We start from the raw sequence: 21,430 nt of genomic DNA, 5'->3' as shown, positions 1-21,430 counted from the left end.
AGCGCCCAGACCGTCAACCTGACCGCCTCCGGGCTGCCCAGCGGCACCACCGCCAGCTTCAACCCGGCCTCGGTGACCTCCGGCAACTCCTCCACCCTGACCCTGTCGGTCGGCGCCTCCACCGCCCAGGGCACCTACCCGATCACCATCACCGGCACCGGCTCCACCACGCACACCGCGACGTACACCCTGACGGTCGGCACCGGCGGCCCCGGCGGCCAGGACCCGCCTGACGTCAGTCTCGCCAACGTCAAGACGCACCTGGCGCAGCTCCAGAGCATCGCCACCGCGAACGGCGGCAACCGCAGGTCCACCGGCCAGGGCTACCTGCAGTCGGTCTCCTACGTCGAGCAGAAGCTCCAGGCGGCCGGGTACACCGTGACCCGTCAGACCTGCAGCGTCTCCTACTGCACCAGCGGCGCCGGCCCCAACCTGATCGCCGACTGGCCCGGCGGCGACGCCAACCAGGTCATCATGTCCGGCGCCCACCTGGACAGCGTGTCCGCGGGACCGGGCATCAACGACAACGGCTCCGGCTCGGCCACCCTCCTGGAGGTCGCGCTGACCCTGGCCCAGAAGAACCCCACGCTCACCAAGCACGTGCGGTTCGGCTGGTGGACCGACGAGGAGCAGGGCCTGAACGGCTCCGAGGCCTACGTCGCCTCGCTCAGCTCGACCGACCGGTCCAAGATCAAGGTCTACTACAACTACGACATGGTCGGCTCGCCCAACGGTGGCTACTTCATCAACAACATCACCACCACCGGCGCGTCCTACCTGAAGGAGTTCTACGACAAGCTGAACCTGCAGCCTGAGGAGAACACCGAGGGCGCCAACCGGTCCGACGACGCCTCCTTCCGCAACGCCGGCATCGCCAGCTCGGGCGTGGCGGCGGGCGCGAGCGCCACCAAGACGTCGGCGCAGGCGACCAAGTGGGGCGGCACGGCCAACCGGGCCTACGACTCCTGCTACCACTCCTCCTGCGACACCACCTCCAACATCAACGACACCGTTCTCGACCGGGCGGCGGACGCCGCGGCGTACGCCATCTGGAAGCAGGCGGTCGGCGGCACCACCCAGCCGCGTGACTTCTCGCTCTCCGCCAACCCCGGCTCGGGCACGGTGCAGGCCGGCTCCACCGCCACGACGACGATCGGCTCGACCACCACGAACGGGACCGCCCAGACGGTGAACCTGTCCGCGAGCGGCCTGCCGACCGGCGCCACGGCCTCGTTCAACCCGGCCAGCATCACGTCGGGCGGCTCGTCCAGCCTGTCGATCGCGACCTCGCCCACCACCCCGGCGGGCAGCTACACGATCACCGTGACCGGCACCGGCGAGACGGCGACGCACACCACGTCGTACGCGCTGACCGTCCAGGGCACCTCGGGTGGCCGGACGTTCACCAACGACACCGACTACCAGATCAGGGACTACTCCAACACCCAGAGCTCGATCACGTCCACCGCGACGGGCACCGCGGCCTCCCCGGTCAAGGTGTCCATCACGATCAGCCACACCTGCGCCGAGGACCTCGACATCTGGCTCCGCGGCCCGAGCGGCACCTGGTACGTGGTCGACGCCTACGGCGGCACCACCTGCACGCAGTACGGCACCAGGACCTTCTCGATCCCGGTCAGCCAGCAGGCCGCCGGCACCTGGACGCTCGACATCGAGGACGTCTACGCCGGTGACACCGGCTTCCTGGACTCCTGGAGCATCACGGTCTAACCGTCGGAATCAGGGTTGAGGAGCCCCGGCCGGTCGTCCGGCCGGGGCTCCTTCACGTCGTTGCGGGTGCGCACGCCGAGCTTCTGCAGCACCCGCGCGACGTGCGTGTCCACCGTCCGCCGGGACAGGAACAGCACCTCGGCGATCTCCCTGTTCGTCCGGCCCAGCGCGACCAGCCTGGCCACCTCGGCCTCCCGCGGCGACAACACCCCGCTGCGGCCCTTCCTGCCCCGGCGCGGCGCGCTGCCCGGCCCGATCTCGCGCAGCAGGTGGCGGCAGCGGGCGGCGTCGTGGGTCGCGCCCAGGCCGGCGTACCGCTCGCAGGCGTCCGCGATCAGGTCGGCGGCCCGTGCCCGGTCGCCGGTCGCCAGCCGGGCCGCCGCCTCGGACTCGGCCGTCCTGGCCACGGTGTAGGGCCTCGGCATCGCCTCGTACGCGGCCCGCGCCCTGGCGAAGCACCTGGCCGCCTCCTCGTACGCGCCCCGGTCCAGGGCCAGCGCGCCGGCCGCCGCGTCGAGGCCGGCGTGCGCGGAGGGGGCGTCGCGGCCCTCGATGCCCGCCGCGAACTCGGCCACCAGGTCCTCGGCCTGCTCCGCCCGTCCGGCCCTCAGCAGCGCCGTCACGGCCGGGGGCACGAGCTGGTCGCCCCACACCCACATGCCCTTGCGCCGCAGTCTGGCCACCGCCCGCTCGGCCTCGGCCAGCGCCTCGTGCGGGCAGTCGCGGGTCAGGTGCAGCTCGATCAGGCCGCCCGAGGCCACGGCGGCGACCGGCAGGAACCCCGACTCCACGTCGTTGACCCCCGCCGCCACCAGGTGCTCGGCGGCCTCCTCCCACTCGCCCCTGGCCAGGGCCAGCATGCCCAGCACGAGCCGGGCGTCCACGGCCAGCAGCGGCGCCTCGGCCGTCATCTCGACCGCCGCGACCGCCCGTTCCCGCAGGCCCTCCCAGCGCCCGGTGAGCAGGGCGAGCCGGATCGAGGACATCTCCACCAGGAACACCGGGTACTGCGCGCCCGTCTCCTCGGCGATGCGCCTGCTCTGGTCGGCGAAGCGCTCGGCCGCCGCGTAGTGGCCGAGCGCGATGGCCGCGTCGAACAGGTTGGCGTAGCCGCGCGCCACCTGCCTGCGCACCGCCGCCGACGGGTCGTTCGCGGGCAGGGCCGCGGCCAGGTCGAAGGCGTCCGGCGAGCCCAGCATCATGGCCAGGCTGATCTTGTTGGCGTGCACGGCTGCGGTCAGCTCCGGATCCTGGTCCTCGACCGTGGCCAGCAGCTTCTCCGCCCGGTTCATCCACTCCTCGTGGACGGCCAGCGGCTCGTCGCCCCAGGCGGGCATCGCCAGCAGCGCCAGCCCGCGCGCGGCCAGGCTCGGCCGGTCGTGCAGGTCGGGCAGGGCGAGCAGGATCTCCTGACGGCCGGCGGCGACCACGCCCGCCTGGTTGGACAGCAGCACGCCCAGGTTGAGCCGGGCCTCGCCGCGTACGTGCCGGGACAGGAAGTCCTCGGCCAGCAGGTGGCGCAGCGAGCGCACCACCCGCCGGTAGGACAGCCCGATCGCGGCCACCCGGCTGAGCCGCAGCGCGAGCGGGCCGCGCGCGTCGTGCGGCAGCTTCGGGTCGGCCAGCATGCCGGCCAGCACCTCGACGGCGAGCGGGATGTCGCCGATGGCGGCGGCCTGGTCGGCCGCCGCGGGGCCGTGCCGCTGCCAGGACTCGAAGTCGCCCGCGCGCCTGGCGTGGTAGGCGAGCTGGACGAGCGGCGGCGGTTCGAGGACGGACAGCGCGGTCACCGCCCGCTGGTGGGTGAGCCGCCGGTCGGGGCCGGGGATCGCGTCGTAGACGGCCTGCTGGGCGAGGGCGTGGCGGAAGCCGTACTGGCCGTCGTGCTGTTCGAGCAGCACGCCGGCCTTGAGCGCCTGGCTGAGCCCGTCGCCGAGGGGGTGGCCGGAGACGGCGGCGATGAGCTGCTCGTCGGCGGGCAGCCCGAGCACGGCGGCGACGTGCACGGCGTGCAGCGCGGCCGGCGAGAGCCCGGTGAGCTGCTCGGTCATCGCCTCGCGCAGCAGCAGCGGCACCGCCATGCGCTCCAGGACCTCCGGCTCCTCCTCGCCGCCGAGTAACTGGCCCTCGTCGTCGAGCAAGGAGCGCACCACCTCCTCGATCACGAACGGCACCCCCGCCGTGCGGTCGCGCAGTTTCGTGACGAAGTCGGAGGTCAGCGTGGAACGGCCGAGCAGCGCCCCGGTCAGGCGGCGCACCCCCTCGACGTCGAGCGGCGTCAGCGAGATCACCTCGCTGCGCACCCCCGGCGGACGCCGGTACGCCCGCCCGAACGGCAGCCCAGGCACCGGCAGCCCCTCCCGGCGGAACGTCACCACCAGCGCGAGCCCCGCCGGCGGCTGGTCGGTGAGGAAGCGCAGCAGGTCACGGGTGCCGTCGTCGGCCCAGTGCAGGTCCTCGATCACCAGCACCGCCGGGGCCGCCGCGGCCAGCAGCGCGTGCACCGCGCGGAACAGGCGGTGGCGCTCGGCGCGCGGGTCGTCCAGCGGGGGCGGCGACGGCACCGGCGGCAGGTGCCCGGCCAGCTCCGGCAGGTAGCCGCGCAGGGCGCCGGTGACCGGGTTGAGCGTGCCCGTCTCCGGCAGCGCGCACCCGACGTGCCGCAGCGCGTCGAACACCGGGCCGTACGGGAACGGCTCGCGGATCTGGTGGCAATGGCCGATCAGGACGGTGCGTTCGCCGTCGGGCAACAGGTCGAGCGCGGCCCTGACCAGCCGGGTCTTCCCGATGCCCGCCTCGCCCTGCACGAGGATGACGGCCGGAGGGCCGGTGATGGCGTCGACGAGTGAGCGTAACTGGGCGTCACGCCCGATCAACCCAGGAGAAGCCAGGCTTGTCATCGGGGTCTCCGTAACAGTGCAGGTTTACTCCCCCTGTCGGAATACTGTTATCCATCACGGGTCAGCGCGGGTCAACCCTCTGTTTTCCGGTCAAATGCCGTGCCCTTGGTGGCGCCGGTGATCCCGGCGCCCTCGGCCGCCCCGTCCCGCGCGGGCGGCGCCTCAGGAGGCGACGGGGGTCCTGCCGTCGCCCGCCGGGGCGGGTTCGGCCAGGTCCACGCTGTCGCGGAGCTTGGCCGGCTTGAGGAACAGGGTGGCGATCACGCCGATCACGGCGATGCCCGCCGAGATCAGGAAGATGTGCCCGGTGGCGTCGCCGTACGCGGCCCTGACGATGCCCTTGAACGGCTCCGGCAGCGCCGCGATGTTGAGCGTGCTCCTGCCGCCCGCGGCCGCCTTGGCCGGGTCGATGCCCATCTTGGCCAGCCCTTCGGCGATGCCGGTCGCGACCTGGTTGGCCAGCACCGCGCCGAGCACCGACACGCCCACCGTGCCGCCCAGCGAGCGGAAGAACGTCACGGCCCCGCTGGCCGCGCCCAGCTCGCGCAGCGGCACGGTGTTCTGGATCGCGAGGACGAGGTTCTGCATCGACATGCCGACGCCCGCGCCGACCAGCACCATCGCGCCGGCGATGAGCAGGAGCGAGGTCTGGTGGTCCATCGTGGACAGCACCAGGAACCCGGCGGTCAGCACGACCGCCCCGGTGACGATGTACGGCTTGACGTTCCCGCTCCTCGACACCATGCGCCCGGAGATCGCCGAGGACAGCAGCACGCCGAGCATCATCGGGATCGTCAGCAGCCCCGCCTCGGTCGGGCTGTAGCCGCGGCCGATCTGGAAGTACTGGCCGAGGAAGACCGAGCCGCCGAACATCGCCATGCCCACCGCGAGGCTCGCCAGGATGGCCAGCGCCGGGGTACGGCGGCGGATGACGTGCAGCGGCACGACCGGCTCCTTGACCACGGTCTCCACCCAGGTCGCGACCGCCAGGACGGCGACGCCGCCGAGCACCATCGCGGCGGTCTGCCAGGACAGCCAGTCGAAGGAGTTGCCGACGAAGGTCACCCAGACGAGCAGCACGCTCACGCCGACCGCGATCAGCGTGGCGCCGACGTAGTCGACCTTGACGCCCTCGCGGCGCACGTGGGTCACCCGCAGGGTCTTCTGCAGCAGGAGGAAGGCGACCACGGTGAACGGCGCCGCCACGAAGAAGCACCAGCGCCAGCCGAGCCAGGAGGTGTCCGCGATCAGGCCGCCGAGCAGCGGCCCGGCCACGGTCGCGACGGCCATGACGCCGCCGAGGTAGCCGTTGTACTTGCCCCGGTCCTTGGGGCTGATCATCGCCGCGATGATCACCTGGACCAGGACCTGCAGCGCGCCCATGCCGAGGCCCTGGAGGGCGCGGAAGGCGATGAGCTGGGCGGTGTCCTGGGCGAAGCCGCAGGCCACCGAGCTGACCATGAAGATCACGATAGAGATCTGCAACAGCAGCTTCTTGCTGAACAGGTCGGCCAGCTTGCCCCAGATCGGGGTGGAGGCCGTGGACGCCAGCAACGAGGCGGTGATCACCCAGGTGTACTGCGACTGCGTGCCGTTCAGGGCGCCGATGATCTGCGGCAGCGCGACCGACACGATCGTGCCGCTGATCATCGCCACGAACAGGACCAGCAGCAGCCCGCTCAGGGCCTCCATGATCTGCCGATGGCTCATCTGACCCGGCGGCGCGGCCGGGACGGTCGGTGCGCTCATGCGCGGCCTCCTCCTACGTAAAACAATGCCCAATGGGAAAGTTTGCCCGCTGAGCATATATTCCCGGACGGTAGGCTTGGCGCATCATGGACAGCACCGGCGGGCTGCGCGAACGCAAGAAGGCCGAGACGCGGCAGGCCGTGCACGAGGCGGCCATGCGGCTGGTCGGGGAGCACGGCCTCGACGCCGTCACGGTCGAGACCATCGCCGACGCCGCGAACATCTCGCGCCGCACGTTCTCCAACTACTTCGCCGGCAAGGAGGACGCCGTCCTCTACGGCGAGGAGCAACGCATCCGCGACCTGGTCGAGAAGGTGGGCGCCCAGCCGGCCGGCCGGACCGCCTGGCAGGCGCTCTGCGGGGCGATCGACGACGTGTTCGAGGAGGTGGGCGAGCCGGCGCGGGAGTGGGCCGTGCGCGCCCGTCTGGCCAAGCGGCACCCGTCGCTGCTGGCCCGGCAGCTCGCCAACCACGCGGCGCTGGAGCGCGACCTGGCCCAGGCGATCTCCGGGCGGGAGAGCCCGGTGCGTCCGCAGGTGATGGCGGCGGGGTTCCTCACGGCGTTGCGGCTCGGGTCGCACCTGTGGGTCGAGGAGCGTCAGTCGCGCTCGTTGCGGGAGGTCATGGCCGAGATGCTCGACGAGATGTCCCGCCCGTTCAGCTGACCGCCCGCGTCCCGATGCGGGAACGCGGGCGGGAGTGGGAGCAGGGAACGGGTGGCGGGGTCAGGAGCAGGTGGTGTTCGCGGGGAGGCGGGGTCAGGAGCAGGTGGTGTTCGCGGGGAGGCGGGGTCAGGAGCAGGTGGTGTTCGCGGGGGTGGCGGCCGTGCCGTTGGCGGTGAAGCCGATCGCCACCGACGCCCCCGGCGCCAGGTTCCGCGCCCAGTCGGGCCCCTTGGCGGTCCACGTGGCGCCCGAGACCGCCACCACCGCGTTCCAGGCGTTGTTCAGGGTGACGCCCGAGGGCAGCGTCCAGGTCGCGGTCCAGGCGTTGATCGGGGACGTCCCGGTGTTCCTCACCGTCACCTCGCCCTGGAAGCCGCCCTGCCAGGCGTTGGTCTGCTTGTAGCCGACCGTGCACTGCCCCGGCGGCGTCGCCGTCGGCGACGTCGTGGGGTCGCCCCCGCCCCCGGCCGGCGGGATCAGGTACGGCTGCAGGATGTCCTGCTTGGCCTGGTTGATCGTGGTCCAGTCGTCATTGGCGATGCCGCCGGTGTCGCCCGAGTTCGGGTTCCACGACCAGTACGTGAACGACATGCCGTTCACCCCGGTGCCGGTGTACTTCATGAGCTCCTGGAGCCAGACCTTGTCGACGTTCGAGGCCAGCGTGGTGCCGAACTCGCCCATCATGATCGGCGCGATGTTCTGCCTGTACAGGTATCCCCAGTACTTGTCCCAGATGGCGGGCATGTTGGCGGGGTAGTCGGGGGCGTCGAACCAGGTCTGGTGGTAGACCGAGGTGGCGTACTCGTGCGGTGAGTAGACCAGGCGGTTCGCGACGTTGAGCCGTACCGGGTACTGGCCGGCCTTCGACAGGTTGCCGCCCCACCAGCCGCAGTCCTCGTCATTGCCGGGGTCGTTGTCCCAGACGTTCGACAGGCCGCCGCTCGGGCAGCTCACGCCCTCGACGAAGATCAACCAGTTGGGGTTCACGCCCAGGACGGCGTTGCCCGCCCGTTCGGCCGCCAGGCGCCAGTCGCGGGCCTGGTCGCCGCAGCCCCAGCAGGCGCCGGTCGCGTTGGGGTTGGTGCCCTCGGCGTGCGGCTCGTTGTGCAGGTCGGCGCCGATGACCGTCGGGTTGTTCGCGTAGTGCTGGGCCAGGGTCTTCCAGTCGTTGATCCAGGTGCTCTCGGGGGTGGCGCTGACGTACCAGAGCGGGGACTGGCCGGCCGCGGTCGGACGGTGGCGGTCGAGGATGATCCGCATGCCCTTGACGCCCGCATAGTCCACGACCTTGTCGAGGATCTGCATGGGGGACAGGCCGACCAGGTCGGGGTTGACGTAGTCGTTGATCCCGGTGGCGGTGGCCCCGGGCTTGAGCGCGTCGTTGGAGTACGGCACCCGCAGCGTGTTGTAGCCCAGCGAGGCCATCTTGTCGATCTGGCTCTTCCAGGGGTTGCTCGACCACAGACCGTGGAAGGTCTTGTTGTCGGTCTCCATGCCGAACCAGTTGATCCCGGTCAGCCGGACGGTCGCCCCGGTGCTGTCGAGGATCTTGTTGCCGCTGGTGTGCAGGTAGCCGGTCCCTGTTCCGGTCGCCGCGCCCGCCGGGGTGGTGGTCAGCGCGACGGCGACAGCCGCTCCGGCCACCACCGTGGCCAGGGCGGTCAGTGCCGCCTTCGAGGTCTGCATGGGGTGCCCTTTCCGCGAGGGGGAACGCGGCGTCATGCTCGGCCGCCGCGTTCGGGCACGTCAATGCGAGGACGCCCGTCATCCCGTCTGACCTGCGGGAACGCCTGAAACTTTCATGCCCTGGTAGTGCCAGGTGGAGTACGGGTCCTCGCGGCCGCGCCAATGTGCCCGGACGCGTCCGTCACTTGAATGGCGGGCATGACGATCACGCGCATGACGATCCCCGGGCGCTGGGTGGAGGGCGCCGGGCTGGTGCTCGGACCGGCGCTGCTGCTCGCCGGAGTCCTCGTCCGCCTCGGCGCCGACGACTTCTTCCCCGGCCAGCTCGCCGCCTACGCCGCCGACCCGGGCCGCATGGTCCTGTCCTACAGCCTGTACGCCGCGGGCGCCGTGCTGCTGTGGCCGGCGGTGACCGCGCTCGGCAGGATGATCGCCGTCACCCATCCGGCTCTGGCCAGGTGGGGGGTGACGCTGGCGGTGCTGGGGCTGTTCGGCAGGGTGTTCCACGCCGGGGTGAGCCATCTGGCGTTCCAGCTGGTGGACGCGCTCGGCCCGGAGGCGGCCGAGCGGGTCGTCGCCGGCACGTACGGGGCCTTCCACGTGTTCAAGGCGGTCAACGTCTGCATCATGGGCGGCTGGGTCGTGCTGGCCGTGGGCGCCTTCCGTGCCGGGGCCCTCGGGGCCGGGCCGGCCGGCGTGGCCAGGTGCGTCGCCCTGGCGCTGGCGGCCGGGCTGCCGCTCGGCGTGCTCAAGGGCAGCAGCGACCCGATCGCGCTGGCCGCGCTGGCCGGGCTCGTCGTCGCGCTGGCGCCCATGGGCGTCGCGGTGCTCCGGACGGGCCCCGCGCCCGCTGGTGGGCGCTCGTGCTCACGGTCGCGCTGGTCCCGGCGGCGTTCCTCGTGGGGATGGCGGGCTGACGCCTCTATAGTTGACATCAACTAGCCGACGATGGATAGTTGATATCAACTAAAGGGGACTCCGATGGAGAAGCGCCGCAAGGTGGCCAACCCGCTCGCGCTGGCGGTGCTGGCGTTCCTGCTGGTCGAGCCTATGCATCCGTACGAGCTGGGCCGCCGTCTGCAGGAGACCGACAAGGACAAGAGCTTCAAGTACAACCGCGGCTCGCTCTACATGGTCGTCAAGCAGCTCGCCAAGGCGGGGTTCATCGTCGAGCGGGAGACCGTCCGCGACACCGAGCGGCCCGAGCGCACGCTCTACGAGCTCACCGGCGAGGGCCGCGCGGAGCTCTACGACTGGCTGCGCGAGCTGGTCTCGACGCCGCAGGAGGACTATCCGCACTTCGGCGTCGCGTTGTCGCTGATCAGCGTGCTCGACCCGGCCGAGGCCGTCGGGCTGCTGGAGCGGCGCGCGGCGGCGATGACCGCCCAGCGGGCCGAGCTCGCCCGGACCGCCGAGGCCGCCCGCACGGGCGGCGTGGCCTGGGTGTTCCTCGTGGAGGACGACTACCGCCTCGCGGTGCTCGACGCCGAGCTGGCCTTCGTCGCCCGCCTCATCGAGTCCCTCAGCGCACCTGACTACGCCAGGACCTGGCACGAGATGTTCGGGAGTCGGCAATGACAGCAGTGAGCACGGCATTGGTGATCGGCGGGGGCATCGCCGGCCCCGTCACCGCGATGGCGCTGCGCCGCGCGGGGATCGAGGCGACCCTGTACGAGGCGTACGACCGGGGAGCGGAGGGCGTCGGCGGCACGCTCACGATCGCCCCGAACGGGCTCGCGGCGCTGCGGGCCGTCGGCGCGGAGGAGGCCGTCCGGGCGGTCGGCCGGCCGGTGGCGCACACGATCGTCCGCGACGGCGCGGGCAGGCGCATGGGCGAGCTGGCCGGCCTGCCCGACCTGCCGCCCAGCCAGGCGATGTGGCGCTCGCAGCTCTACGGCGCGGTCCGCGACCGGGCCCTGGCCGCCGGCATCCGCACGGAGTACGGCCGCCGCCTGGTCGGCGTCGAGGAGCACCCCGGCGGCGTCACCGCGCGCTTCGCCGACGGCGGCAGCGCGAGCGCCGACATCCTGGTCGGGGCCGACGGCATCCGTTCCGTGGTCCGGTCCCTGATCGACCCGGCCGCGCCGGGGCCGCGCCACGTGCCCCTGCTGAACTTCGGCGGCCTGGCCGACGTCGCCGTGCCGGCCGGGGAGCAGGCGTCCTGCTTCGTGTTCGGGCGGCGGGCGTTCCTCGGCTACTGGGTGCAGCCCGACGGGCGCACGGCCTGGTTCTGCAACGTGCCGCACGCCGAGCCGACGACCTCCGCGCAGGCGCGCCGGGTGCCGGCCGGGGAGTGGCTGCGCCGCCTGGGCGAGCTCTTCGCGGGCGAGGAGCCGGGGGAGGAGCTGGTGCGGCACACGTCCCCCGAGAACCTGGTGGCGCTCGGCACGGTGGAGATCATGCCGAGCGTCCCGCACTGGCACCGCGGCAGGATGGTGCTGGTGGGCGACTCGGTGCACGCGCCCTCGCCCAGCTCGGGGCAGGGGGCGTCGCTGGCCGCCGAGAGCGCCGTCCAGCTCGCCCGCTGCCTGCGCGACCTGCCCGCCGTGCCCGCCGCGTTCGACGCCTACGTACGGCTGCGCCGCGACCGCGTCGAGCGGGTCGCCGCCCGCGCCTCCCGGACGAACAGCAGCAAGACCCTCGGGCCCTTCGCCGTCACGATGCTGCGGCTGATGATGCCGCTGGCCACCCGGACGTTCCTGGCCCCCGAACGCGCCCTCGGCCCCGAGCAGCGCCACCACCTCGACTGGGACGAGCCGGTGACCGCCTAAGCGGTCAGCAGCTTGACGATCGCCACCACCCCGATGCAGACGACCGCACCGCGCAACACCGGCGCGGGCAGCCTGCGTCCCACCCGCGCCCCCAGGAACCCGCCGACCGTCGAGCCCAGCGCGACGAGCAGCACGGCCCACCAGTCGACGTCGGCCACCAGCGTGTACAGGACGGCGGCCGTGGCGTTGACCACGAGCGACAACACGTTCTTGGCGGCGTTGACGCGCTGCAGCTCCTCGTCGAGGAAGATGCCGAGCAGCCCGATGAGCAGCACGCCCTGCGCCGCGCCGAAGTAGCCGCCGTACGCCCCGGCGGCCAGCACGCCCAGCCACAACCAGGGCCCGCCGTGCGCCTGCCGCGGACGGCTGGCCAGCAGCCGGCTGATCCTGGGCTGGGCCAGCACCAGCACGCAGGACAACCCGATCAGCACCGTCACGACCGCCGTGAACGTGCGCTCCGGCAGGTTGAGCAGCAGCAGCCCGCCGATCAGCGAGCCCAGCGCGGAGGCCGAGGCCAGCCGGAGCAGGCGGCCGCGCTGACCCTTGAGCTCGGCGCGGTAGCCGAGGACGCCGGTCACGCCGCCGGGCACCAGGCCGATGTTGTTCGAGACGTTGGCGGTGACCGGCGGCAGGCCGACGGCCAGCAGCGTCGGGAACGTGATCAGCGACCCGGAGCCGACGACGGCGTTGATGCCTCCCGCTCCGACGCCCGCCGCGAAGACCGCGGCCATCTCCCAAGGTGTCATGGCGGGTGACTCTAGTGCGTGGCCCTGGTGCGCTCGCTGGTCAGGTGGGGGTCAGCGGGTGAGGGTGCCCGCCCGGACCAGCCAGTCGACCGCCTCCGCGACCGCCTCCAGCGAGGTGTGCCGGGGGCGGTGGCCGAGCAGCCGTCCGGCCTTCTCCATGCTGCAGTGAGGGCTGTGCGCGATGTGGTCGTGGGTGACGCGGGCGTGGTGCTCCGGCACGGTCTCCCGCCACTGCTCCCACGGCAGGTACGACAGCCGCGCCTCCCGGCCGGACCAGCCCGCCACCGCCTCGGCGTAGCCGCGCAGCGTCAGCGCGGTCACGGCCACCGAGTGGAAGCTCTCGCCCCTGGCGGCGGCCGGGTTGTTCATGGCGTCCACGAACAGCCGGGCGACGTCGTCGGCGTGGACGTGCTGCACGGTCTCCATGCCCAGGTTGGGCAGCCGCACCTCCGCACCGTCGGCCAGCGCCTGGAACACGGCCGGGTCGAGGTTGCCGGCCGGGTTGACCGGGATCCAGCCCGGGCCGGTGATGTGCCCGGGATGGACGACCGTGGCCGGGAACCCCTCCCGCGCGGCCAGGTCGAGCAGGTACGCCTCGATCGCGGCCTTCTGCCGGCCGTACTCGCCGATGGGGCGCTTCGGGCGGTCTTCTGTCGTCGGGACGCGGGTGCTCGGGCCGTGCACCCAGATCGTGCCGCAGTGCAGGAACTGCCGGACCCGGCCGGCCAGCGCCCCGGCCAGATGGCGGGCGCTCGCCTCGGTGAAGCAGATGAGGTCGATGACCACGTCGGCCTCCAGCTCGGCGATCCGCCGCCCGAACGTGCCCGCGGCCTCCTCGGCCTCCCGGTCGGCGACCACGGTGGCGACCCGCTCCCACGCGCCGTGCGGCGTGTACGGCTCCCGCTTGCCCCGGCTCACCGCGACCACGTCGTGGCCCGCGTCCACCAGGCGCGGGACCAGATAGGTGCCGATGTGCCCACTCGCCCCGATCACCACTACGCGCATGCACCCACCCTAGACCGGCTCGAACCGGACCCCCGATCGCCGGGCCCGGAGGCGATCAGGCAGGCCGCCCGATCGCCAGGTTCAGGGGGCGGATCAGGCGGAGCGCCCGATCGCCAGGTCCAGCGCGTGGGCCGCGTCCTGGCCCGGCGTCGGGCGCCAGGCCACGTGCTGGTCGGGGCGGACCAGGGCCAGTGTGCCGGCCGCGTCCGGCAGGTCCACCTCCCGCAGCGGCACGCCCAGCTCGGCCGCCCGCTCCACCAGCACCTTGGCCTCCGGCGACGACAGGTCGCCCACCAGGCTGAACCCGGGCCCGAGCCGGTCGTAGAGTGACTCGCCCGGAGCGAGCCACCGGTGCGGCAGCCGCTCGCCGCACCCGCCGGCCACCACCGGCGACCCCGCGTACGTGTACCCCAGCACCAGGTCCAGGCTGTGGAACTCGCTGTCCTTGGTCCGCCGCACCGCCTCCGCGACGGCCGGACGCACCCGCTCGAAGTCGGCGTCCGAGCCCATCAGCGCGGGATCGGCCAGTTCGGGCGCGAGCGTGGCCATGTTGGCGGCGGCGGCCTCGATCGTGGCCGCCGCGACCGGCCGGCGCTCGGCCTCGTAGCTGTTCAGCAGGGTCGTGGGCGCCCATCCGTTCAGGACGGCGGCCAGCTTCCAGCCGAGGTTGACGGCGTCCCCGAGGCCGGTGTTGAAGCCGTGGCCGCCGTAGGGCGGGTTCTGGTGCGCGGCGTCGCCCGCCAGGAACACCCGCTCGCCGGCGTACCGGTCGGCCAGCAGCATGCGCGCGGTCCACGGGTCGGTGGCCAGGATCTCGACCTCGACGTCGGCCCCGACCAGGTTGCGGACCAGGCGCACCGGGTCGGTCCCCTCCGCCGGGACGCCCTGGGCGATGCACCACCACAGGTCCTCCAGGTCGAGCCGGCCGAGCATGCCGGGCTGGGCCGGGTTCAGCACCCAGTAGTGCACGGCGGGGCCGTGGGGCACCCGTTCGGCCAGGCCGGGCGCGCGGAAGACGACGTTGAAGTTGGGCCTGGCGTCCTGGCGGCCCTCGTAGCGGGCGCCGATGGCCGGGCGCGTCACGCTGCGGGCGCCGTCGCAGCCGACGACGTACGCGGCGCGCACCTGGCGGGTTTCGCCGTCCGCGGCGGCCAGGTCGGCGGTGACGCCGTCGGCGTCCTCGCGCAGGCCGGTCACCCGCCAGCCGGTGAGCAGCGCGTCACCGGCGGCCTCGCGCAGCACCTCCTCGACGATCGGCTGCGGCACCTGCTGGCCCGGCTCGGCGGCCAGGTCGGAGCCGGTCAGGTCGAGGCCGAAGCAGCCGCCGATCCTGGTGATCTCGCGGCCGAGCAGGCCGGTCGTGAAGACCGCCTCGTCCGACCAGGAGACCGCGAGCGGCGCGCGGGCGCGCACTGTCTCGGCCAGCCCCCACCTGCGCAGCAGCTCCATCGACCGGGCCGACGTGGTCTTGGCGCGCGGACGCAGCCACGACACGCTCTCACGCGGCTCGACGACCATGCTGCGCACGCCGTGATGGGCCAGCTCCACGGCCGTCGCCAGCCCGACGGGCCCGCCTCCGGCGATCAGTACCGGTATGTCGGTCTGGCGCACGCCTTGCTCCCATTCGTCATGGTGATCATCGGCATACTCCAAGCGCCGCGCGTCCCACGTCAAGCTCGGGCCGAAACCCTGGCCGGATCACCGATCGGAAACGATCTAGAGGACGGCCGTCGGACTTGTTACGGTCGTTCCATGACTGAGTCCTCGGCGGTGCCGCTGCACATGCGGCGGGTGGAGTTCGATCCGGCCCCCGAGCTGGGCGAGGTGCGCGACCAGGAACGGATCAAGCGCATCGACACCCTCCTCGGCCTGGAGGCGTGGGTGGTGACCCGGTACGCCGACGTCCGCGAGGTCCTGGGCGACGCCGACCGGTTCAGGCTCGCCAGGCAGGGCTCCGCCCGCATGCCCGGAGCGCCCGAGCTGACCGAGGAGCAGCTCGCCGAGCTGCGCGCGGGCAACCTGCTGGGCCAGGACCCGCCCGAGCACACCCGGCTGCGCCGGATGCTGACGCCCGAGTTCACGATCCGCCGGATGAAGCGGCTGGAGCCCCGCATCAGGGACATCGTGCACGAGCACCTCGACGCCATGGAGGCCGCGGGCTCCCCGGCCGACCTGGTGTCGTCGTTCGCGCTGCCGATCCCGTCGCTGGTGATCTGCGAGCTGCTGGGCGTGCCGTACGAGGACCGCGCCGACTTCCAGCGGCGGTCCGGCCGCATGCTGGACCTGTCGCTGCCGGTCGAGCAGCGGGTGGCGGCCAACTTCGAGTCGCGGGCGTACATGCGCGAACTGGTCACCCGCATGCGCACCGAGCCGGGCGAGGACCTGCTCGGCATGCTCATCCGCGAGCACGGCGACGACCTGACCACCAGCGAGCTCGTCGGCATCGGCAACCTGCTGCTGCTCGCCGGGCACGAGACCACCTCCAACATGCTCTCGCTCGGCACGCTCGCCCTGCTGCGCAACCCCGGGCAGCTCGAACTCCTGCGCAAGGAGCCCGAGCGCATCGACGCGACGGTCGAGGAGCTGCTGCGCTGGCTCAGCATCGTCCACTCCGGGACGATCAAGATCACGTCCAGGGAGGTCGAGCTGGCCGGGCGGACCATCGGCGCGGGGGAGATGATCATGTGCTCGCTGCCCGCCGCCAACCGCGACCCCGGCTTCATCGCCGACCCCGACACCCTCGACATCACCCGCGGCGCCCCCGGCCACGTCGCCTTCGGCCACGGCGTCCACCACTGCCTGGGCGCGCCGCTCGCCCGCATGGAGATGAAGATCGCCTTCCCCGCGCTCTTCGAGCGTTTCCCCGGCCTGCGCCCGACCGATTCCACGCCGGAGTTCCGCTCCTTCAACGTCGTCTACGGCCTGACCGAGCTGGAGGTCGCCTGGTAGCGGCGCGCACGCGGATTTTGTCGGCGGCGGCGGATAACGTGCGGGTGTCATGCCAACCGAAGCCAGGCCACACGAGCTGATCGGCAGGGACCACCCCGCCGCGCTGCTGCGCGCCGAGGTCGCGCGGGTGGTCGACAGCCACGGCGGCCTGGTCCTCGTCACCGGCGAGGCCGGCATCGGCAAGACCACGCTCGTCACCAGCGCCGCCGCCGAGGCCAGGCGCAGGGGCGCGCTCGTGGTCGGCGGCGCCTGCTGGGATTCCGGCAGCGCCCCCGGCTACTGGCCCTGGGTCCAGGTCATCCGCGCCCTGCGCCGCTCGGCCGCCCCCCACGAGTGGGCCGAGGCCGAGCAGTCGGCCGGCGGCAGCCTGGCCGCCCTGCTCGGCGAGGCGGCGGCGCTCGCCCAGCCACACCTGGAGGTCACCGCCGCCGACGCCGACCCCGCCTCGGCGTTCCAGATCTACGACGCGGTCACCACCGCCCTGGTGTCGCTCTCGCAGCACCACCCGCTCGTGATCGTCATCGACGACCTCCACGCGGCCGACCCGGCCTCGCTGCGGCTCCTTGAGTTCGCGGCCCGCCAGACCTGGTTCGAGCGCCTGCTCCTCGTCGGCACCTACCGCGACGCCGAGGTCGAGCCGGTCGACCACCCGCTGCGCGACCTGCTGTCGCCGCTCGTCGCCAAGGCCACCACCATCACGCTCACCGGCCTCGACCAGGCCGGGGTGGGCGCCCTCATGGCCCGCACCGCCGGGCTCGACCCGCCCGCCGACCTGGTCGCCGAGGTCCACGTGCGCACGGGCGGAAACCCGTTCTTCGTCGAGCAGACGGCCCGGTTGTGGCGCAGTGGCGGCTCGGCCACGGCCGTGGCGCCCGGCGTCCGCGACGCGCTGCTGCGCCGGCTGTCCCTGCTGCCGCGTCCGGTGTCGGAGCTGCTGCCCGCCGCGGCCGTGCTCGGGCGCGAGTTCCACCGCCAGGTGCTGGCCGCCACCGTGGCCGCCCCCGTCGCGCACGTCGACCGTCTCCTCGACACCGCCGTGATCGCCAGGCTGGTGGTGACCAAGGGCGGCGGCCGGTTCGCCTTCGCCCACGACCTCGTCCGCGAGACCCTCTACGACGCCGTCCCCGACGTGCGCGACCTGCACGCCGCCGTGGTGCGCGCCCTCGACGGCGCCCCCGACCTGGCCCGCCGTATGCTGCCGAGCGACCTGGCCCGGCACGCCTACCTCGCCGGCGACCGCGTCGACCCCGAGCGCGCGATCGACCTGCTCCAGGCCGCCGCCCGTGCCGCCCGCAGCCGGCTCGCCGGCGAGGAGGAGCTCGGCCACCTGCGCCGCGCCCACGAGCTGAGCGCCGCCGCCGCGCCCCGCCGGCGCGTGCTGATCTGCCTCGACCTCGGCCGCGAGCTGCACCACCGCGGCGAGCGTGACGCGGGCCGCCGGCTGTTCGAGGAGGCCGGCGCCGTCGCCGCCGATCTCGGCGACCCCGAGCTGACCGCCCGCGTCGCGCTGGTCTTCCGCTCCCACTACGGCCACGACGACTCCCTCGACCGGCTGCGCCGGGCCCACGCCGCGCTCGTCGGCGAGCCGGCCCCCGACGACCGCCTGGCCCTCGACCTGGTCCTCCACCTCACCGCCCAGGCCCGCCAGGGCGGCGACGACGACGTCCTGGCCTTCAGCCTGTGGGCCCACCACGACATCATCTGGGGCCCCGGCACGGCGGGCGAGCGGGTGGCCCTGACCGGCGAGCTGCTCGACATCGCCCGGCGCACCTCCGACCGCGAGCTCGAACACTTCGCCGGCGCCCTGCGCTGGGTGGCCATGATCGAGGAGGGCGACCCCCGCTACCTCGACCGCTTCCACGACTACGCGGCCAAGGGCCGCAGCACCGACGACGCCCACCTCAACCTCACCACGTCCGTCGACGCCAGCATCGTCGCCGCGCTCGCCGGCCGCTTCGCCGAGGCCGAGTCGCTGATGACGGGGCTGTCCCTCGACGGCAAGGACCACGACTTCGACGTCATGCTCGACCACCACCGCTGGGCGATCCGCTGGCTCCAGGGCAGGGTGGAGGAGCAGGAAGACGTCCTGCGCAGGCTCAGGGCGGGCCGCCACCCCGACCGCGGCCTGCTGGAGGCGCTGACCGCCCTGCAGGCCGGCGACGTCGGCACCGCGCTGCGCCACCACGCGGCCGGCGCGCGGGTGGGGCGCATGGCCGAGCCGCTGTGGCTGCGTTTCCAGGCGGAGCTGGCCGCCGCCACCCACGACCGCGAGCTCGCCGCCGGGGCGCGGGCCGCGTTGCTGCCGCACCGGGGGCGGTGGGCGGTGTCCTACTACGGCTGGGACATCAGCGGCCCCTACGACCTGTGGATCGCCGTGCTCGACCTGGCCGAGGGGCGGTGGGCGGAGGCGGCCGAGGGGTTCGCGCGGGCGTACCGGTCGGCCGACCGGATGCGGGCCCGCCCGTGGTCGGTCCTGGCCCGTGCCCGCCTGGCCGAAGCCCTCCTGGCCGGCGGCGACACCGTCGGGGCCGGTCCCGTGCTGGCGGCGGTCCGGCGCGAGGCGGCCGAGCTCGGCATGCACCACGTCCTCGACACCCTCCCGCCGCAGGAGAGCGCCGCCGCCGAGCCCGCGCCCCCGCAGGCCCCCGCACGCGACGAGGGCCCCGAGCCGGCCACGGGCCACTTCCGCAAGGACGGCGAGGTCTGGGCCCTCCGGTTCGCCGGGCGGCTGGCCCACATGCCCGACGCCAAGGGCCTGCGCGACCTGCATCACCTGCTCGGCCACCCCGGCGCCGACATCCCCGCCGTGGCCCTGCTCGCCCCGGAGGGCGGCGACGTCGTGCTGGCCGCCCGCGCGATGGGCGGCGACGCCGTGCTCGACGAGGAGGCCAAGGCCGACTACCGCCGCCGCCTGTCCGTCCTCGACGACGAGATCGACCGGGCCACCGGCCGTGGCGACGACGACCGGGCGGCCGAGTACGACCGCGAAAGGGCTGCCCTGCTGGAGGAGCTCCGCACGGCCGCCGGGCTGGGCGGCCGCTCCCGCCGTCTGGGCGACGAAGCCGAACGGGCCCGCAAGACGGTGACCGCCAGAATCCGCGACACCCTCCGCAAACTCACCCAGACCCACCCCGAACTCGCCACCCACCTCCGCGCCACCATCTCCACCGGCGCCACCTGCCGCTACCAGCCCACCACCCCCATCACCTGGCACCTCTGACCGGATGGTGTGGCCGTCTATCGCAGGAGCGAGGAGGGTCTCGTGGACCAGGCGCGCCTCACCGCACCGCCCGAACCGCCCTTGCCGGCGCAGCACGAATCGGGCGCGCAGGGCAGGGGATGCCTGCCCTACGCGCCCGGTCCGTGCGGTTGCCGGTTATTTGCGGTTGTAGAGGCGCATGGTCAGGGTGCCGAAGATTGCGATGAGGAGGACGGACGCGATCAGCACCCAGGTCAGTTCGCCCATGTCCGGGGTGCCGGCCATCAGCGAGCGGACGGCGGCCACCAGACGGGTGATCGGGTTGACGTTGACGAAGATCTGCAGCCAGCCGGGCATCGTGGCCGGGTCGACGTACACGTTGCTGAGGAAGGTCAGCGGGAACAGGACGAGCATGCTCACGCCCATCACCGACTTCTCGCTCCGCATGAGCAGGCCGAACATCGTCCACACCCACGAGAAGGCGAAGGAGAAGCCGAGCAGCAGCACGATCCCGGCCAGCACGCCCGTGACGCCCCCCTGCGGACGGAACCCCAGGACCAGGCCGACGGCGAGGATGACCGTAGAGGCCAGGGTGTAGCGCAGGACGTCGCCGAGCAGGTAGCCCACCATGGTCGAGGGACGCCAGATCGGCAGGGTGCGGAAGCGGTCGAACACCCCCTTCTCGATGTCCTTGTTGACCTCCACCCCGGTGTACATGGTGATCATCACGACGCTGCTGACCATGATGCCGGGCAGCAGGAACTGCAGGTAGTCGGTCGGGGAGCCGGCCAGGGCGCCGCCGAACAGGTACGTGAACATCAGCGTCATCATGAGCGGGAACGCGGTCACGTCGAACAGCTGCTCGGGCACGTGCTTGATCTTCAGGATGGCCCGCCAGCCGAACGTGACCGACGCCGACCACGCGCTCGGCCGGGGCGGCTTCACCCCGGGGGCCAGGACGGTGCCGAGCACGTCGGCGGCGGGGGAGTAGGTCGTGGCGGTCTCGGTGGTGGCGGTCATGCTGCGGCCTCCTGCGCGGTCGCGGACTCGGCGGTCTCGGTGGCGGGGTGGTCGGTCAGGGCGAGGAAGACCTCGTCCAGGCTGGGCTGGCCGAGGGAGAAGTCGTCGACGACGATCCCGGCCTCGGCCAGGCGGCCGAGCGCGCGCGAGGCCTGCTCGGCGGCGGCGGCCTCGCGGCCGTGGCCGGTGATGCGGGCGGTGAGCGACACGGGGTCGGCGTCCAGGTAGACGGGCGCATCGAGGATCTGGGACAGCAGCCGTTCGGCCTCGGGACGGGTGCCGGGATCGCGCAGCCGCACGTGGACCGAGCCGGCGCCGACGGACGACTTGAGCTCGCCCGGCGTGCCCTCGGCGATGACCCTGCCGTGGTCGATGACCGCGATGCGGCCGGCCAGGCGGTCGGCCTCCTCCAGGTACTGGGTGGTGAGCAGCACGGTGGTGCCGTGGGCGACGACGATGCGGACGATGTCCCAGACCTGGTTGCGGCTGCGCGGGTCGAGGCCGGTCGTCGGCTCGTCGAGGAAGAGCAGGTCAGGCGTGTTGAGGATGCTGGCGGCGATGTCGATGCGCCGCCGCATGCCGCCCGAGTACGTCTTGACCTGCCGTCCCGCGGCCTCCGTCAGGCCGAACGCCTCCAGGAGCTGCGTCGCCCGCTCCCGGGCGGCCGGCTTGCGGTGGCCGAGCAGGCGGCCGAGCAGGACCAGGTTCTCGGCGCCGGTCATGTCCTCGTCGACGGAGGCGTACTGGCCGGTCAGGCTGACGCGGCCGCGCACGGCGTCGGCCTCGCGCACCACGTCGTGCCCGAACACGGTGGCCTCGCCGCCGTCCGGCCGCAGCAGCGTGGCCAGCATGCGGACGGCGGTGGTCTTGCCCGCGCCGTTGGGGCCGAGCACGCCGTAGACGGTGCCGGCCGGCACCTCCAGGTCGAGGCCGTCCACGGCGCGGTTGTCGCCGAAGACCTTGACCAGGCCGGAGGTCTGTATCGCCAGGTCTCGCATGGGTGTTCCTC

At 73.1% G+C, this 21,430-nt stretch carries 15 protein-coding genes; 7 read left to right on the top strand and 8 right to left on the bottom strand.

Going from position 1 to position 21,430, the window contains the following annotated elements; translation table 11 throughout:
• Positions 1–1,731: M28 family peptidase (locus ACFYUV_RS47310; protein WP_387681757.1), on the top strand; the 1,731-nt coding region annotated here is incomplete at its 5' end.
• Here the strand turns inward: ACFYUV_RS47310 and ACFYUV_RS47305 are convergent.
• Together ACFYUV_RS47305 and ACFYUV_RS47300 are read right to left on the bottom strand one after the other, a co-directional pair.
• Complete coding sequence (locus ACFYUV_RS47305; protein ID WP_387681754.1) at positions 1,728–4,631, bottom strand: ATP-binding protein; 2,904 nt, start codon at positions 4,629–4,631, stop codon at positions 1,728–1,730. The genes ACFYUV_RS47310 and ACFYUV_RS47305 overlap by 4 nt on opposite strands.
• 162 nt (positions 4,632–4,793) lie before the next feature.
• Complete coding sequence (locus ACFYUV_RS47300) at positions 4,794–6,323, bottom strand: MDR family MFS transporter (protein WP_387681764.1); 1,530 nt, start codon at positions 6,321–6,323, stop codon at positions 4,794–4,796.
• A gap of 143 nt (positions 6,324–6,466) precedes the next feature.
• Between ACFYUV_RS47300 and ACFYUV_RS47295 the strand changes: the two genes are divergently transcribed.
• On the top strand, positions 6,467–7,045 hold the full coding sequence (locus ACFYUV_RS47295; RefSeq protein ID WP_387681751.1) for a TetR/AcrR family transcriptional regulator: 579 nt from the start codon (positions 6,467–6,469) through the stop codon (positions 7,043–7,045).
• Positions 7,046–7,171: 126 nt separating this feature from the next.
• Here the strand turns inward: ACFYUV_RS47295 and ACFYUV_RS47290 are convergent, their stop codons facing one another.
• The gene (locus ACFYUV_RS47290) at positions 7,172–8,731 is read right to left on the bottom strand and encodes a cellulase family glycosylhydrolase (RefSeq protein ID WP_387681748.1); all 1,560 of its coding nucleotides are present in this window, start codon (positions 8,729–8,731) and stop codon (positions 7,172–7,174) included.
• Positions 8,732–8,929: 198 nt separating this feature from the next.
• Between ACFYUV_RS47290 and ACFYUV_RS47285 the strand changes: the two genes are divergently transcribed.
• Genes ACFYUV_RS47285 through ACFYUV_RS47275 form a run of 3 tightly spaced genes read left to right on the top strand, consistent with a single transcriptional unit; the run spans position 8,930 to position 11,502 of the window.
• Positions 8,930–9,673: a hypothetical protein gene (locus ACFYUV_RS47285; RefSeq protein ID WP_387681745.1), complete on the top strand. Its 744-nt coding sequence runs from the start codon at positions 8,930–8,932 to the stop codon at positions 9,671–9,673.
• A 39-nt stretch (positions 9,674–9,712) separates the two neighbouring features.
• Entirely contained in the window at positions 9,713–10,309 is a 597-nt protein-coding gene (locus ACFYUV_RS47280) for a PadR family transcriptional regulator (RefSeq protein ID WP_387681742.1), read from the top strand.
• Positions 10,306–11,502, top strand: coding sequence for an FAD-dependent monooxygenase (locus ACFYUV_RS47275; RefSeq protein ID WP_387681739.1), 1,197 nt, complete (start codon positions 10,306–10,308; stop codon positions 11,500–11,502). Before ACFYUV_RS47280 ends, ACFYUV_RS47275 begins: the two co-directional genes overlap by 4 nt.
• Here the strand turns inward: ACFYUV_RS47275 and ACFYUV_RS47270 are convergent.
• From ACFYUV_RS47270 to ACFYUV_RS47260, 3 genes are all read right to left on the bottom strand, one after another.
• Entirely contained in the window at positions 11,499–12,248 is a 750-nt protein-coding gene (locus ACFYUV_RS47270) for a sulfite exporter TauE/SafE family protein (protein WP_352360786.1), read from the bottom strand. The two genes, ACFYUV_RS47275 and ACFYUV_RS47270, sit on opposite strands and share 4 nt — an antisense overlap.
• Before the next feature lie 51 nt (positions 12,249–12,299).
• The gene (locus ACFYUV_RS47265) at positions 12,300–13,253 is read right to left on the bottom strand and encodes an NAD-dependent epimerase/dehydratase family protein (RefSeq protein WP_387681735.1); all 954 of its coding nucleotides are present in this window, start codon (positions 13,251–13,253) and stop codon (positions 12,300–12,302) included.
• Between the two features lie 93 nt (positions 13,254–13,346).
• Positions 13,347–14,864 carry an FAD-dependent monooxygenase gene (locus tag ACFYUV_RS47260; protein WP_387681732.1) on the bottom strand — a complete coding sequence of 506 codons (1,518 nt, stop codon included), beginning with the start codon at positions 14,862–14,864 and terminating at the stop codon, positions 13,347–13,349.
• A gap of 141 nt (positions 14,865–15,005) precedes the next feature.
• On the opposite strand from ACFYUV_RS47260, the gene ACFYUV_RS47255 reads away from it, so the two are divergent.
• Both ACFYUV_RS47255 and ACFYUV_RS47250 read left to right on the top strand, forming a co-directional pair.
• Positions 15,006–16,202, top strand: a complete 1,197-nt coding sequence (locus ACFYUV_RS47255; protein ID WP_387681729.1) for a cytochrome P450 — start codon at positions 15,006–15,008, stop codon at positions 16,200–16,202.
• Positions 16,203–16,251: 49 nt separating this feature from the next.
• Positions 16,252–19,422: an AAA family ATPase gene (locus ACFYUV_RS47250; protein ID WP_387681726.1), complete on the top strand. Its 3,171-nt coding sequence runs from the start codon at positions 16,252–16,254 to the stop codon at positions 19,420–19,422.
• A gap of 156 nt (positions 19,423–19,578) precedes the next feature.
• On the opposite strand, the gene ACFYUV_RS47245 is transcribed toward ACFYUV_RS47250, so the two are convergent.
• Together ACFYUV_RS47245 and ACFYUV_RS47240 are read right to left on the bottom strand one after the other, a co-directional pair.
• Complete coding sequence (locus tag ACFYUV_RS47245) at positions 19,579–20,421, bottom strand: ABC transporter permease (protein ID WP_387681723.1); 843 nt, start codon at positions 20,419–20,421, stop codon at positions 19,579–19,581.
• A complete protein-coding gene (locus ACFYUV_RS47240) occupies positions 20,418–21,419 on the bottom strand; it encodes an ATP-binding cassette domain-containing protein (protein ID WP_387681721.1) in 1,002 nt (333 codons plus the stop codon). Before ACFYUV_RS47240 ends, ACFYUV_RS47245 begins: the two co-directional genes overlap by 4 nt.
• Positions 21,420–21,430: the final 11 nt, after the last annotated feature.

This window comes from Nonomuraea sp. NPDC003560 (assembly GCF_042878785.1).
Lineage (GTDB): Bacteria > Actinomycetota > Actinomycetes > Streptosporangiales > Streptosporangiaceae > Nonomuraea.
Note: the sequence above shows the minus strand (reverse complement) of the source record. Positions and strands in the feature narration are given on the sequence as shown.